Below are 14,891 nucleotides of genomic sequence, written 5' to 3' on the forward strand. Positions count from 1 at the left end.
GATGGAAGGGGATGTTTTTTATGTTTAAAAAAGCAGCACTAGGGATTTCATCGTTAGCAATCACAGCGTTCGTCGGATTAGGAATGGCAACAGAGGCTTCTGCTGGACCAGCAGCACCACTTACTTCATTAAACGTCGTACAAGTAGAATCTGAACTGGGCGGAGTAGAAACGATTAACCAGAACAGCTTTAGCACATCACGTAATCACGGAGGAAAATACTTATATATTACCACGAAAGAAATGGGATATGGCCAAAACCCATTTGCTAAAATGAATGGCTCTAATGTAAAAAGTATTGGATCCACTATAATTGGCGGAAGACCGATCGTTGGCTGGTATTATAAATGGGATGCTTCTGGGCACCAACAGGGAACGTTTGAGTACCAAAAGACATCTATAAATGCACCATTTAATACAATGCGTACATCAATTTATATCCAATAGTTTTGAAAGCGTTCGCACATTTAAATAGTCAAAGAAAAGGCACTCCTAGGAGTGCCTTTTCTTTGACTTGAACCATGTTCATATATATATTCCCCATCCCATAAAAACACTTCCCATAAAACAGGATCCTAGACACCAATAGACTTTATTTGAAAAATAGTTTACATATGTATGGGTGATAACAGTAACGCTACATCATGAATATAAAATGCGTTACGCCTTCTGGTCTAAGAACCTACTTTATAGAAAGTGCCTTTCTCAAATATTTTACCACATGTAACATTGATTTTATTAAGTATTTAGTTATTATGCACAATTACATAGTAAATACCGTTTAAATAGGAGACTAAGAAAAATGCAAAATAAGTGATTCTAAACATATTCCAGATAACTTCTAATTTTTTATTAATTATTTGTTTAGCGCTCGCTAATAGAAGGAAGTACTGCTTGTATTCCATTTAACAAATCTAACACATTCACATCACACATTTATTTCTATTCACTAGGAGCTTGAATTAATTAGAAAGAAGCATCTGCAATAAATAATTCTGTTTTATATAACATCCAACCACTTAAAAATCCAGTAATAAAAAAGGAGGGAGAAGGTATCTTTTATTGAAGTTTGTTTATAATAGCTTTTTAACTTGTTAGGGGGAATCATAAAGGAGATTAGTAATCTCTTCGATCATTTTTATTTTCCTTATAGTAATAGATTTATTGTACTAGAAAATTCAAATTTTGAAAGGAGTATCAATAAATATGAGTAAGAAAAAAGATTCGTGTCTATCAACTTAAGGATAGAAATTAAATGGGTTTTTGTTTAAATAAACTAAACAAAGGGGTGTTCTTTATGTGTACTAGTTTGACATTACAGACAAAAAACGGCCAACATCTTTTTGCAAGAACGATGGATTTTACATTAGATTTCAATCAAGAAGTAATAATAGTTCCTCGAAGTTATCGATGGAACAATATAACTGGTGAAATCATCGAAACGAAACAAGCAGTTATCGGGATGGGGATTAACTATCAAGAAAGGGTCATTCTGGCAGATGGAGTCAATGAAGCAGGTATGACTTGTGCAACGCTCTATTTCCCAGGCTTCGCGACTTATAATGAAAGTATAGATGACAATAAAACGAATCTGGCTCCATTTGATTTTGTGGCTTGGAGTCTCACGCAGTTCAATTCTATTAAAGAGTTAAGAAAGTCTGTTGATAGTATTTCTTTTTTGGATGTACCATTACCTATTTTAGGACTTACTCCGCCGCTACATTGGATTATAGCGGATAAATGGGGAGAATGTATTGTACTAGAGCCGACAACTGAGGGGCTAAAAGTGTATGACAATCCGTTAGGGGTAATGACCAATAGTCCAGAGTTTAACTGGCATCTACAAAATTTAAGACAATATATTGGTCTTAGATCGCAGCCCTATGAGTCTACACAATGGGGGGATTTATCATTAAGTGCTTTTGGACAAGGTTCAGGTTCAATAGGGCTTCCGGGTGATTTTACCCCACCATCAAGATTTGTTCGGGCAGCATATGGCAAACAAAATATCCAAGATATAGATAACGAAGATGAAGGGGTATCGGCCATTTTTCATATCTTATCGAATTGTGAGCTTCCAAAAGGTGGAGTGATAACGGAAGAAGGTACATTAGATAATACCATTTATACAAGCGCAATGTGTATGGAGTCGGGTATATATTATTATCATACCTATGATTGTAGACAAATTATAGCCATACATCTATTTCATGAAAATTTAGATACAGATGAAATTAAAACCTATCCATTTCAGCGTAAACAACAGATTTTTTATGAAAACTAATCGGAACCCTGTAAACAGTGTACAGATGTTAGACTATATCATTTCTGTTGTCTAGTTTACTAAAGTATTACTAAAAAGGAAGGATGATACCACATGTTAGGAATAGAGCGTAAAAAAAGGGGATTTTAAGGCATTATTTAAAGTGAAATAGATAATTTAAAGGAGGAATTTAAATGGATGCAAGGAAAGAAGGCATAAAATAAGAGAAGATGCCAAAGAACTATAACCGTATTTATTTCGTTTCGCCTATTAATTTTATCATTTTAGCCAAGAAGACTCCTTCCTCAAGGAGCGTGAAGGGGCACAGCTCAGTGAGTAGGTGGGAGATGAATTGGCTTCGAACAAGGGATGGCAGGAAGCCATCTTAATTGTTCGACATACAGAAAGTGTTACTCACTACCTATCGAATGTACGTTTGGTGTATGATAGTCATATACCGAAATGGAGGTGAATCAAATAATGATGAATAAAGCCTATAAGTTTCGTATCTATCCAAATCAGGCACAAGCAATTCTAATCAACAAAACGATTGGATGTTCTCGCTTTGTATTCAATCATTTCCTATCCTTATGGGATCAAGCATACAAAGAGACAGGAAAAGGCTTGACCTATGGTACATGCTCTGCCAAACTTCCTGCCATAAAGAAAGAGCTTGTTTGGCTAAAAGAAGTGGATAGTATTGCGATGCAGTCGTCTGTTCGCAACCTTGCGGATGCGTATACACGCTTTTTCAAAAAACAAAACAGCGCACCGCGCTTTAAATCTAAGAAGAACAACGTACAATCTTATACCACAAAACAAACAAATGAAAACATCACCGTTGTAGGGAACAAAATAAAGTTGCCGAAACTAGGCCTTGTTCGATTTGCCAAAAGTCGCGAAGTAGAGGGGCGTATTGTAAATGCTACAGTTAGACGGAACCCTTCTGGTAGATATTTTGTGTCACTATTAGTTGAAATAGAAGTACAAGAACTTCCGAAAACACATTCTTATATTGGAATAGATGTAGGACTAAAAGATTTCGCTATTTTGTCAGATGGAACACACTATGAAAATCCGAAGTTTTTCCGATCATTAGAAGATAAGTTGGCGAAAGCACAGCGTGTTCTTTCTAGAAGAATGAAAGGATCTTCTCGCTGGAATAAACAACGAGTAAAGGTAGCTAGAATTCATGAATACATATCAAATACTAGAAAAGATTACTTGGACAAAATTTCAACTGAAATCATCAAAAACCACGATGTTATCGGTATAGAGGATTTGCAAGTATCGAATATGTTAAAGAATCATAAGTTAGCAAAAGCAATTAGTGAAGTATCTTGGTCACAATTTCGATCCATGTTAGAATACAAAGCAAAATGGTATGGCAAACAAGTCATTGTCGTATCGAAAACATTTGCTTCCAGCCAATTATGTTCTTGTTGTGGATATCAAAATAAAGACGTTAAAAATCTAAACCTACGTGAATGGGACTGTCCTTCTTGTCGTGCAAACCATGATAGGGATATTAACGCAAGTATCAATCTAAAGAATGAAGCAATAAGGCTTCTAACCGCAAGGACTGCGGGGTTAGCCTAATCAATTAGAGTTCGATAGAACTCTTTACTTAGGAATCCCTCACTTCTAAACCAAGTGAAAGTGGGGGTAGTTCAAATAAATAGTTTTTTAGCAATCTAGGAATAGAAACCGTACCTTATTAAAATGTTATTTCCGTTCCTATAATGAATTATCCTTCTAGCATATATATAAGATTTATATCATATATTAGGAGAAAGAATGAAAGTTAGAAGGGAGTCTTATAGAATGAGTTATTTGGAGGGAAATGACTTTAGTGAACAAAATATGGTAAGTGTGCCTAATCCCTACGTATATCAGACATTACAATCAGTAATTGGTAAACATGTGGTTATTGAAACTGTAAGAGGTAATGTAAGAGGAAAGTTAAAGGATGTGAAACCAGATCACTTGCTCATTGAAGATACAATGCCATATATTGTACGGATTCAACAAATTGTATGGATTATGCCAAAACAATAATCAAATTACATGTAATTTGATTTATAACAGATTAGCGTAATAGACCACCAAATAAAAACACAGGGTTTTATCTCTGTGTTTCTTCAAATTTTCGTTTTTGAATATATGCTTGGGCATGAATAATTTCTTCCTGAAGCTCTTTTAATTCTTTTATAGATTCTGATTCAATAGTCGTGTAAGTAGTAACTAAACTGATCATCATATCCATCTTCTCTACTATATTTTGAATGACCTGTTCAGATTGCTCTTTTTTAGGGTGTTGTATTGCTATTAAAGCATTTTCTATATAATTGTTTTTTCTTTGCTGGATATCATAAATAAACTGTTTTGTGTTTGAGTTCATTTGCTGTTCCTCCATTTGGGGTATACTTCTATTCTATCATATTCGAATGGGAGATATTAGATTATCCTAAATATACATCTGTCTCGCACATCTCCTCGAATATACAAACTAATCCTTTAATGTAAAGGAAGCTAAGAAAAATTTTTATAAAGAAAAAGCCGATTTCCCTATATATTAAGGGTATCGGCTTTTGTTCATATTCTTTTACTTAATTAATTTCTGACATAAAACTTATAATAATAAAATTACTTTTACTAGCTAGAAAAGGGTTGATACTGTACATTTTAAAATATCAATTAAGCACTAATATTTTGGTTATGCACTGTTTCACCTTTATGGGAAACATAGCTGTGTGCTATCATTCCTAGCATTATTACAAACATGCCACACCAAGATAAAATAGAGGGGAATGAAGAATGTAATAAGATTAGTTCTCCAATAACAGCAAAAAGCACCTCCATAGATTGTGTTGCTTCAACAGTTGCAAGTTTCTGCATATCTCCTTTAACCATATCAGTAGCTTTAAAAAATAAGATAGTTGCAATTACACCAGAGCAAATAGCAACTAAAATTGATTGCATAGTTTGCTCCTTACTAGGTATTCCTGCTGTAAAAAGACCGTACAAGGATAATAAAAACCAAAATGGTAAGCTAGCTAATGTCATTCCAAGGACACGTTGATAAGCATCTAGACGATCTCCACAAACCTCCATCATTTTACGATTCCCGAGTGGGTAAGCAAAAGAAGCTACAATAACAGGGATAATACCTAACATAATATCTTTTACAGCAAGCGATTTTGCTTGTTCCATTTGCATAAGGAAAATACCAAGAAGAATAATTAATGACATACTCATACCCTTCATTGGAATTTTTCCTCTTTTCTTAATAATTCCATCTGGTGTTTGATAAGTTTGGATAAAAAGAGGAGCTAACAAAGATCCTGATATAATAGTAACTTGCCATGTCCCTGCAATAATCCATCCTGGTGCATGTGCAGCGGCAAAACATAATGGAGCATAAAATAGACCAAAACCTACAAAACTCCATAAAAACCATGCACTTAAATCCTCTCTCATAACTTGTAATAATATTTTTAATTTTTTTCGGCTCATAACAAGAAGTAAAAGGAATGGCAGCATGAAAATAAACCTTAATGAAGCACTCCATATCCAGCTACCACCTGATAATTCCATTGCTCGATTCAATATAAATGTGAAAGCAAAAAAGAAAGCAGCACATATACCTAAAAAAATAGGGCGCAAATTTCTCACCTCAATCTGCCTCATAAGTCATTAATTTCTCAAGACTTAACCAGTTTTGTTCTACAAGGTGCGCTGTTGCTTCTTTATCTTTATTTTTGCACGCCTCTATAATTTGCTGATGTTGTTCTACTGACTTTAGACCATTTATAGAAGTGAACTGAGAAATTTCGAGGCGTTGAATCTTAGATATACTTCGTTCTAACGCACGAATGATTTCAGGATTTCCTGCCACATCTAAAAAAACATTGTGGAATAACTCGTCAGCTTCAATTGCTTTTATAATATCTTTTTTCTCAATAGATAATAGTAAAGCCTTATTACTGAACTCTAATTCTTGAATATCCGACGCTTTTAATAATGGTACTGCTAAACGAGCAGCTAACGAGTGTAAAACTGCTACCACAGTAAATGCGTGTTTCGCCTCCTCAATATTTAATGGTGCAACACGAGTAACTGAACCAGGAATAGATTCAACAAGTCCTTCATCCTCAAGACGCTTTAACGCCTCTCTAACTGGAGTACGGCTAATTCCAAATTCTTCTGCTAATTCTTTGTCATTTAAGCGTTGCTCTGGTTGCAGCTCTAATGTAACGATTGCTTTTTTCAAAGTTAGATATACTTCATCTCTAAATGACATACGTTTAATTGGTTTAATTATATCTTTTTTCATAAAACCAATATATCGGATATTGGTTTTATGGTCAACTCTAATTTTTCAATAAAATATACTCGATTATCAAATTCTAAAAACGACCATTTAAGGAATGCTATTTAGTTCTAACAAAACTTAAAAAATACTGTCAAAAACTAGTTCTAAAAATCATTGCCAAAAACAAAGTATCATAACAAACATCAAATACTGTTTAAGGAACCTTCTTAACGTATGAAAAAAACAAGTTCTTTAAAGAAATAAATCCTTAGCGTACGAAATTCGCGTTTTATTGGTGGGACTCTCTAATTAATTCGCTTAATGGATTCGGTCTCGTCTATTTTGGATACTATTTTATGTGAAATGGAGATATTATTTTTATTTCGTATAGATTTCTTGCGAAATATGTATCTAGAGCCGTATGTTAATTTAAATGTGATACGATAATTGTATATATGCATTTAGATGGTAAAAGGGGATGAGTGTTGATGAAAAACCATACAATCGTAAACGGAAAACTCCTTCAGACTAATAAAAAGTGGTCACATCTCCGGCAAAAACAAAAAGATCATATTTATAATTGGTTATGTAGGGAATACATACAACAATTGAAAGAGAAAAAAGGGGAAGTAACTGTATTTTTAAAGAATGGTGTTCCAGTACGTGGGCAGATCCTTGCAACAGATAAATTTACCGTCCTAATGATGGTTCATGGTAAGCAACAACTAGTCTACAAGCAAATAATTTCTACAATTCTTAAGTAATTCTTTTTCCTTTTTTCGAGAGAAGAGGAAAAAACAAAAAAAAATAGAAGATTGAGATCAATCTTCTTTAAAAAAGGAACAGATGACAGATCACTACTCCAACTCTTAATCAATTATAAATAAGCACATGTAAATATTCAATCCATTCTGAGTTTTCTCAACATATTTGTCTTATTTTTAAATTATATATCCTTATTCTCCTTTTCTAATAAACATTTTATATCATTGCAAAAGAAAAAATAATAAAGAAACCGAATTCCTTAACAGGTGGAATTCGGTTTCTTACTACAATATTTAACTGCAATTAGGAAAAGATTGTCCCCTTTAAAAGATAATATATTTATTTATAATTCGGATCGGAAGGTTTTACCTAACTGGTTACCAAGACCAAAGTAATGACGAAAATTATATATAAGTGGGCTCCATTTATTTGGGTCAATATGATTTTCTTCAATAATGATTTCCTTGTGAGCATGCACATGTATAGCTTGTGTCTCAACAATTGCAAAATCAGAAGAATAATCAGGAATTCGAATGTGTTTCACCCTTGCCTCAATTTGAATTGGACACTCCATAATTCGAGTAGGTTTTACCGATTTAGACTTAGTAGGTGTTAATCTACTAATATCATATTTTTCTTTTTCATATGTAAATCCATTCTTTTTCTTATAATCTGGAACGGGATTTTTCCCTGTATAGGGGGCTAACTGTTCAACATTCTCCCATAATGAAGGACTCGGAACATTGATTACACATTCAGGATGTCGTTCTAAATTTTCAATCGCTTTCCCGCCAAGTCCAATCCCTAATATAATACAATCTCCTAATGCCCATGATGATGACAGAGGGCTGATATTTACTGTTCCATCTTCATTTAGCGAATTTAGTAAAATCACAGGAGTTCCGTAGTATAGAATTTTAGGTTTAATAATTTCTGTATTTGGAACATGAGCCATTTTTTTCATCTTTATTTCTCCTCCTATTCATATGTTCTTCCTTATTTATTGTAGAATATAAACATTTCGATTATCATCGAAATATGGATTACATTAGGGGGAATTAAAATGAATGCAAATCCAAATGTAGCAATGATTGCTACCCTTGTCAGTGAAACTTCTCGTGCAGCAATATTAACAGTCTTATTAGATGGTAGATTCCATCCTGCAAGCGAATTAGCATATATGGCAGGAATCAAACCACAGACGGCTAGTTTCCATTTAACAAAAATGGTCGATGCGAATGTAGTTACAGTTGAAAAACAGGGAAGACATCGATATTATGGGATTCGAGATCAGGAAGTTGCTCAAGTTATGGAGTCATTTTTATCAATAGCTCCGCCAATTGAAATTAAATCATTAAAACAGGCTTCAGAAGATAAAGCGATGCGTTTTGCAAGAACATGTTATGATCATCTTGCGGGAAATTTAGGCGTACAATTAACAGATTCTTTAATTAAAATAGGTGTTATTTATGAAGAAAAGGACGGGTTTACTGTTACTGAAAAAGGAGAGTCATTCTTTACAACTTTTCAAATTGATCTTGAAAAGGTTAGGAAAAAACGTCGTTCATTCACACACAAATGTTTAGATTGGAGTGAAAGACGTCACCACCTTGCGGGAGCATTAGGGAATGCACTTCTAGAAAGACTATTAGAATTAAATTGGGTTCAACGTTTACCTAAAACAAGAGCAATAAAAATCACTGCTGACGGGGAAAAGGGACTAAAAGAAACATTTTCTTTTGATATTACAAACAACTAGGTTTTGAATAGAAAACAGCCGATTTACTCTTAACAGGTTAAAATTCGGCTCTTTTCTTATCCCAAATTGCTTAGCGTGGTTTTTTTCCGAAATGCTGGCGGTACCCCATCGCCGTCAAGCTAAGATTTTACATTATCCATAAAGCAAAAAATACGTTATCCCTTCCTGTGATTCTGCAGAAAGAATAGCGTATTTTTTCATTTTAGTAGGAATTTTGTTTTCTTTGCTTGATAGAGATGTGGTGCTACTCCATTAGTAAAACAAAGAATTTAATTAGCTTACTGAAAAAGTGACTTTAAGTAGGAGGTATATATACGGAATACCACCAGCATTTCTCTCATTTTCCACTTTAATTTATGGAATGAAGTATTTGACGTAAATAACTTCTTCTAATAATAAGGTAGTAAATTATTTGTACGCTAATAAAGCTCGTGAATATGAGAATAGAATTTCCTGCAATAGGTAAGTCTATGTGTCTGCTCTGCGCTAAAAACCTTATTGCCAAGAAGGCCACGCTACTATGAAGAACAGAAATCACAATAGGTATAAAAAATAATATACTAATTTGTTGGGTTACAATTTTTTTTATCTCTCTTTTAGTTAACCCTAATTTAGAAAGCATTTGAAATTGGCTTTTATCTCGATCTAAATCTGTAAATAAACGGAAGTATAAGAAACTAATTGTAAATATAAAAAATACAACACCTACTAGTACACTGAGAATAGATAGTATCGCATTCACTTGTTTACCTTCTAACCATTTTAATACCGGGGAATCAAATATAAAAGGTGGGCGTCCGCTTCTATAATCATTTGGAATTATCTTTGTAAGTTTTTTAGCCATATCTGCTGTTTCATACATGTTTTTAATTAAAAAACGATAGTCTATATACTGATCGATCTTTGCTTCTCCTAACTGTGTATTTAGCATTGTTTCGTACATTGAATCCGAAACAACGACAGAAAAATTGTCAGATGGGCTGATAATATTATCCATTAATATTTTATTATCAGAAAAATTATAATTCATAGTACCGTGTTCCAGTGTAAGGGATGAAGACAGTTTCTTTAATTTCTCTTGAGAAGCTACTCTCAGATACATTTTTGATGGCAGGATTAGACTGTCTGTTTCCTTATTTAACGTTTCTGCTGGGTATCCTAGTGTTTTGGCAGTTGCGTTGTAATCAGTCAGTTTCATAATTGGTGTTGCGTGACTTGTTGTATTAAAACCAGTAGAAGTTACTAATTTATATGAGAATCCATCATTATGTAATTGTTTCTCTATTTGAGAAATATGAAATGCCTCCTCATTGTTGTGTTTATATGATTTATATTCAAATGCATAAGGACTGTTAACTTCCGCTAATGCGCCATTTCCAATAGAAAGGCAAGCACCAATAGAGGTAAAGGCAACTGCGGAAAGTATACTTACTAGAAAGAGTGTTCTTGCGTTATCTGTCATTCGATATGTTAACTCTGAAATCATTAACATATTGGTTTTTTTAAAGAAAGTGTATTGACGATTTTTCAATATTGTAATGACATAAAAGCTGAGCTGAGTAAATAAAAAGTATGTTCCTAATACAGTTAAGAAAACACATAGTAATAGAACATATATCTCAATTCCTTTTTTTAATGCTATATCCAAATAAAACGCTGAGGCATATCCAATGCAAATACAAAGAATTGAGAAGAAAGCTAGCCATTTAGATGACTTTGGTTCCGCTTTTGGTTTTTCTTCAGATTTCATGAGTTCAATTAGCTGTGATACCTTCATTACTCGTACAGTGAAAAAAGAGACAAGTATAAATAAAATAAAAAACATAAGAGATGTCACTAAAATTGCATTAGTAGGAAAATGAAATGGAAGCCCACCTTTTAACAGGAAAAGGGAACCACTTATCAGTAAGATTAATTTTCCAAAAACTAATCCAAGTCCAATCCCAACAATAATTGCAGAACATCCAATTAACATATTTTCCATGAAAATTAGCTTTTTTAATTGTGCGTTAGACATGCCATGGAGTAATAAAATCCCAAATTCCTTTTTCCTTGTTTTTAAAAACATAGTAATAGAATAGAGAATGAAAAAGAAGGAGAAAAATATAATTAGATATTGAGCAATTTTAAATCCTTTTGTACTTAAAGAACTCATGGTTTCACTGGTCGATACAAGATTTCCAGTGAAATTAGGATGAAATGCAAGCAATTCAAAAGTAAATAGAATCATCACGGCAAATGTACTACTCAAAAAATGTCCAAGGTATAATCGTTTATTACGAGTGACATTATTATATACAAGTTGACGAAAATTCATGTTAATTACCTCCTAGTAAAGATAGTAAATTTGTAATATCTTTGTGAAATTTTGAACGATTTTCATCGCAATAAATTTCATTATAAAAAGATCCATCTGTAATGAAGATTACTCGATCACAGTAACTCGCAGCTACGGGATCATGTGTCACTAGCATCATAGTTACTTGTTGATCTTGATTTAATTTCTTTAGGAGTTCCATCACATCATTTGCCGCTTTTGAATCTAAATTTCCTGTTGGTTCATCTGCTAATATTAATTGAGGAGAATGAATAAGGGCACGAGCAATGGCGGTTCGTTGAGCTTGTCCTCCTGAAATTTCATAGGTTCTTTTATTTAAAATCTGTTCAATCCCTAGTTTTTTGGAAATGACTTCTACTTTGTTGTTCATTTCATTCAAACTTACATTATCTAATGTAAGTGGTAAAACAATATTCTCTTTTACAGTTAGCGTATTCATAAGGTTAAAGGATTGAAAGACAAACCCTAGTTCACGGCGTCTAAATAATGCTAAATCATTAGAAGATAAACAATGGGGATTTTTTTCGTTAATAAATACTTCTCCTGATGTTGGTGCATCAATAGTAGAAATCATATTCAGTAAAGTTGATTTGCCACTGCCTGATGCTCCCATAATTCCTACAAATTCTCCTTTTTGTATTGTCAAATCAATATTGGAAAGAGCTTTATAAGCTACTTTTCCTGTATTATAAATTTTACTTAAGTTACGGACTGTTAATATACTCATAGTCATTATCTCCTGTTCGTTTGTTGGCTATATATAATTTAATCTAAAGTATTATAGTCCTCATATTGAATTGTCTTACATTTACCTTACAAGTATGTAAGAATTCTATCTTTTAAGAAAATTATTTTAGAGGAGGTTAAAGATTTAACTCAACATATTTACAGTGTATAACGTCTATTAAATTAAAGGAAGGAACCTATTAAATTTCCTAATAGGCTCCTTTTTTTAAGGCGAAAATTTCAAATATAGAGTTATACTTCAAATCGTTTGCGTTTTCATACAAATTTTATAAAGTTAAAAATTTCTTGTTTTATTTTAGCTTTATATTGATAAGATACTAGCATCCAATTTTTTTATGATTCAATCCAGGATAAAATATCTACTACCGTTTGATAGGCAGTGCATAATGACCAAAAGATAAATCCAGCAAGGCACTTGCTTCTTGACGCAGTAACAGATCTTTCGGACGGAACATAAAGGACCCATCAGCATTGATGGAAGTATCAGGGTCTAGAATTCCTTGGGAGGCAAGTGCCTGAATCGATTGGACTGCCCAGTCGTCTGCGGCATCAAGTAATTTAACTTTAATAGCTTTATCAGGTTGAATCGGTTTCAAGTCTTGAATTTGCTTAACGTTTTGAATCATGGTTGCTGCGACCTGTCGGGTAATCGGAGTAGCACGAATATACTCTGGAATTCCATTCATCATTTTTTCCCTTGCCTCCTTGGATTCGTCTGGAAAACCATTCCATCCGTGAGCAAGTAACAGCATATCCGCAAATTCTCCTTGTGTCATGGTGTCCATCGGATTAAATAGATTATCTGTTTTAGCACCCATAATGTTTAGAGCATGAAGGTTATCAATGTGACTTCTATATTTACTCTTTGCTGGCACGTCATCAAACGGTGATTTGTTGTTAATTTTCTGAGCATCTGCTACAAAATCAAGGCTTTTAGGAGAGGTGTAGTGAAAATATGTGATTTCTCCTGCTGAATTCTTTTTGAAAGCGACTTTATTGCCTTCTGAATCCTCAAATAACAATGGATGAATCATTTTGAGAACTTGTTTTCCCGTTGTTCCACCCTCCATGATCAAATTCCCATTTTCATAAGTAAAATGAGTGCGAATGGCAGCGAAACGCGTATTCTGGAATAAACCCAAGTATTTATGAGCCTCTTTTTCCTCTAACGGGAGATAACTTGTTTTTACTTCATTCTTCTTAGCGGGGAAATAGTGATCCATGAGAGCTTCATATATGTCTATACTCATCATTGAATCATTATTGTAAGACATGAAGAATGCTGTTTTTTGTTCAGGCACTAAAATCAGCAGTGATTGATGCCCAGGCATACTTCCACCTTTCATTACAACATGTTGACCGTTAGCAAATTTATTAAAAGGCGTTTCAAATCCAATTGTCGCAACAGGGACTGTCTTATCATCAAAAACTTGATAGGCATGCATCATATCTATGCCTTTTTTACTTACAATTTCTTTGTCTTTAAACGTTCCTTTCTGTAGTTGCATAATCATGTATTTTGACATGTCTTCCGCAGTAGATAAAATGCCTCCTTGTGGTGTATCCCTTAAACCGCTCCCACTTGTTGGAATCGGATCACCTGTGGGACCATAATGTGTAGCCATTCTTTTGAGAAGGTCAGGCGTAAAACTCATACTCGTAGATTCCATATCTAATGGTTTGAAAATATTTTTTTCCATATATTTCGAGAAAGGGGTGTTAGTAGCATTTTCTACTGCAAACCCTGCGAGCGCAAATGAGACGTTGTCATACGTATAAGCTTCCCCTGGTGGCCGTATCACCGTTGGCATATGCTTAGAGAAAAATTCTTTCATTGGTATACTATTATGAACGTATTCGGGTCCAGTTATATTTGTGAGATCCGGAAAATCTACCCCGCTAGTATAAGTAAGCATATCAAACAGGGTGAGAGGTTTCCCTGTTTGATTAGGAATTTGTAATCCACCAAGGTATTTTTGTACATCTTGATCTAGTTTAAGCTTTCCTTTATCGACTTGCTGCATCACAGCCAAAGCAGTAAAGGTTTTTGAGACTGAAGCGATTTGAAAGACCGTGTCCTTAGTGACAGGGATTTTCTTTTCTTTATTGGCATATCCATATCCTTTATTGACAACGACCTTTCCATCATGAACGACGACAAAACTAGAACCGTTCACATTATACTTCTTCATTTTTTCTTCAAATAACGGGTCTGCAAAAGATTCTATTTCTTTTTTATTAGTAGGTCCTTCCATCATTTGAATATTAGTTGAGGATGTTAATGGTTTTGATTTTTCAGCTTCTAATAATTGTTGGGAACACGCAGAAATCATGGTTGAAGAAGAAAGAAGAACTGCAACGATCCCCAGTTTGTTAATTGCTTGTTTCATTTTTGTAAGCTCCTTTAATTGATTTGTTTTTTTGTTAGCGAAACGAGTTAGCACCCGTTAGCGTATGAACAGAGTGTAGCAAGAGGCCAGTCATAGTAGGTAGTGAGTTTTTGTCATATTTATAAAGGAGAACAAAATTGAGTGGATAAGGCTGTATTAATAGTTATGTCATAAAAGTCATGACATTTTGACACTACCGTGTGTGACAGAAAAACATTTAGAATCAAGGAGCAGTTTTTAACGCATTAACAATAAATGGGGAGGGGAGACCTACATTGTGTATGTTAAAAAATATAATGAGGCGTGAAAGGGGAA

13 protein-coding genes are annotated in these 14,891 nt (G+C 33.9%); 6 read left to right on the forward strand and 7 right to left on the reverse strand.

Going from position 1 to position 14,891, the window contains the following annotated elements:
• Window positions 1-20 precede the first annotated feature (20 nt).
• From ACTFO4_RS22795 to ACTFO4_RS22810, 4 genes are all read left to right on the forward strand, one after another.
• The gene (locus tag ACTFO4_RS22795) at window positions 21-446 is read left to right on the forward strand and encodes a DUF4879 domain-containing protein (RefSeq protein WP_000472918.1); all 426 of its coding nucleotides are present in this window, start codon (window positions 21-23) and stop codon (window positions 444-446) included.
• An 850-nt stretch (window positions 447-1,296) separates the two neighbouring features.
• Window positions 1,297-2,283: a choloylglycine hydrolase gene (gene bsh / locus ACTFO4_RS22800; protein ID WP_440014442.1), complete on the forward strand. Its 987-nt coding sequence runs from the start codon at window positions 1,297-1,299 to the stop codon at window positions 2,281-2,283.
• A gap of 459 nt (window positions 2,284-2,742) precedes the next feature.
• Entirely contained in the window at window positions 2,743-3,861 is a 1,119-nt protein-coding gene (gene tnpB, locus ACTFO4_RS22805) for an IS200/IS605 family element RNA-guided endonuclease TnpB (RefSeq protein ID WP_440014441.1), read from the forward strand.
• Window positions 3,862-4,086: 225 nt separating this feature from the next.
• On the forward strand, window positions 4,087-4,320 hold the full coding sequence (locus ACTFO4_RS22810) for a YuzF family protein (RefSeq protein ID WP_000120813.1): 234 nt from the start codon (window positions 4,087-4,089) through the stop codon (window positions 4,318-4,320).
• Window positions 4,321-4,387: 67 nt separating this feature from the next.
• On the opposite strand, the gene ACTFO4_RS22815 is transcribed toward ACTFO4_RS22810, so the two are convergent.
• From ACTFO4_RS22815 to ACTFO4_RS22825, 3 genes are all read right to left on the reverse strand, one after another.
• Window positions 4,388-4,663: a hypothetical protein gene (locus ACTFO4_RS22815; protein ID WP_440014440.1), complete on the reverse strand. Its 276-nt coding sequence runs from the start codon at window positions 4,661-4,663 to the stop codon at window positions 4,388-4,390.
• Window positions 4,664-4,959: 296 nt separating this feature from the next.
• Window positions 4,960-5,952 carry a DMT family transporter gene (locus tag ACTFO4_RS22820; protein WP_440014439.1) on the reverse strand — a complete coding sequence of 331 codons (993 nt, stop codon included), beginning with the start codon at window positions 5,950-5,952 and terminating at the stop codon, window positions 4,960-4,962.
• Window positions 5,939-6,598, reverse strand: a complete 660-nt coding sequence (locus ACTFO4_RS22825; protein ID WP_440014438.1) for a GntR family transcriptional regulator — start codon at window positions 6,596-6,598, stop codon at window positions 5,939-5,941. Before ACTFO4_RS22825 ends, ACTFO4_RS22820 begins: the two co-directional genes overlap by 14 nt.
• Before the next feature lie 578 nt (window positions 6,599-7,176).
• On the opposite strand from ACTFO4_RS22825, the gene hfq reads away from it, so the two are divergent.
• Entirely contained in the window at window positions 7,177-7,341 is a 165-nt protein-coding gene (gene hfq / locus ACTFO4_RS22830) for an RNA chaperone Hfq (RefSeq protein ID WP_440014457.1), read from the forward strand.
• 344 nt (window positions 7,342-7,685) lie between these two features.
• On the opposite strand, the gene ACTFO4_RS22835 is transcribed toward hfq, so the two are convergent.
• Window positions 7,686-8,306: a flavin reductase family protein gene (locus tag ACTFO4_RS22835; RefSeq protein WP_086388150.1), complete on the reverse strand. Its 621-nt coding sequence runs from the start codon at window positions 8,304-8,306 to the stop codon at window positions 7,686-7,688.
• Between the two features lie 99 nt (window positions 8,307-8,405).
• Here ACTFO4_RS22835 and ACTFO4_RS22840 point away from each other — a divergent pair, with 99 nt between their 5' ends.
• On the forward strand, window positions 8,406-9,101 hold the full coding sequence (locus ACTFO4_RS22840) for an ArsR/SmtB family transcription factor (RefSeq protein ID WP_290102716.1): 696 nt from the start codon (window positions 8,406-8,408) through the stop codon (window positions 9,099-9,101).
• A 349-nt stretch (window positions 9,102-9,450) separates the two neighbouring features.
• On the opposite strand, the gene ACTFO4_RS22845 is transcribed toward ACTFO4_RS22840, so the two are convergent.
• The 3 genes from ACTFO4_RS22845 to ACTFO4_RS22855 all read right to left on the reverse strand — a co-directional run bounded on the left by ACTFO4_RS22845 (window position 9,451) and on the right by ACTFO4_RS22855 (window position 14,576).
• The gene (locus ACTFO4_RS22845; RefSeq protein WP_440014437.1) at window positions 9,451-11,418 is read right to left on the reverse strand and encodes an FtsX-like permease family protein; all 1,968 of its coding nucleotides are present in this window, start codon (window positions 11,416-11,418) and stop codon (window positions 9,451-9,453) included.
• Window position 11,419: 1 nt separating this feature from the next.
• Window positions 11,420-12,166 (reverse strand): ABC transporter ATP-binding protein, encoded by a 747-nt coding sequence (locus ACTFO4_RS22850; RefSeq protein WP_440014436.1) that lies wholly within the window; start codon window positions 12,164-12,166, stop codon window positions 11,420-11,422.
• A gap of 382 nt (window positions 12,167-12,548) precedes the next feature.
• Window positions 12,549-14,576 carry a serine hydrolase gene (locus ACTFO4_RS22855; RefSeq protein ID WP_098818907.1) on the reverse strand — a complete coding sequence of 676 codons (2,028 nt, stop codon included), beginning with the start codon at window positions 14,574-14,576 and terminating at the stop codon, window positions 12,549-12,551.
• Between the last annotated feature and the right edge of the window lie 315 nt (window positions 14,577-14,891).

Source organism: Bacillus cereus group sp. MYBKT14-1 (assembly GCF_051915185.1).
Classification (GTDB): Bacteria; Bacillota; Bacilli; order Bacillales; family Bacillaceae_G; genus Bacillus_A; species Bacillus_A cereus.

Coding starts and splice junctions, on each gene's coding strand:
- ACTFO4_RS22795 (WP_000472918.1), top strand. CDS start 21: ATGTTTAAAAAAGCAGCACTAGGGATTTCATCGTTAGCAATCACAGCG.
- bsh (WP_440014442.1), top strand. CDS start 1,297: ATGTGTACTAGTTTGACATTACAGACAAAAAACGGCCAACATCTTTTT.
- tnpB (WP_440014441.1), top strand. CDS start 2,743: ATGATGAATAAAGCCTATAAGTTTCGTATCTATCCAAATCAGGCACAA.
- ACTFO4_RS22810 (WP_000120813.1), top strand. CDS start 4,087: ATGAGTTATTTGGAGGGAAATGACTTTAGTGAACAAAATATGGTAAGT.
- ACTFO4_RS22815 (WP_440014440.1), bottom strand. CDS start 4,663: ATGAACTCAAACACAAAACAGTTTATTTATGATATCCAGCAAAGAAAA.
- ACTFO4_RS22820 (WP_440014439.1), bottom strand. CDS start 5,952: ATGAGGCAGATTGAGGTGAGAAATTTGCGCCCTATTTTTTTAGGTATA.
- ACTFO4_RS22825 (WP_440014438.1), bottom strand. CDS start 6,598: ATGAAAAAAGATATAATTAAACCAATTAAACGTATGTCATTTAGAGAT.
- ACTFO4_RS22835 (WP_086388150.1), bottom strand. CDS start 8,306: ATGAAAAAAATGGCTCATGTTCCAAATACAGAAATTATTAAACCTAAA.
- ACTFO4_RS22840 (WP_290102716.1), top strand. CDS start 8,406: ATGAATGCAAATCCAAATGTAGCAATGATTGCTACCCTTGTCAGTGAA.
- ACTFO4_RS22845 (WP_440014437.1), bottom strand. CDS start 11,418: ATGAATTTTCGTCAACTTGTATATAATAATGTCACTCGTAATAAACGA.
- ACTFO4_RS22850 (WP_440014436.1), bottom strand. CDS start 12,166: ATGAGTATATTAACAGTCCGTAACTTAAGTAAAATTTATAATACAGGA.
- ACTFO4_RS22855 (WP_098818907.1), bottom strand. CDS start 14,576: ATGAAACAAGCAATTAACAAACTGGGGATCGTTGCAGTTCTTCTTTCT.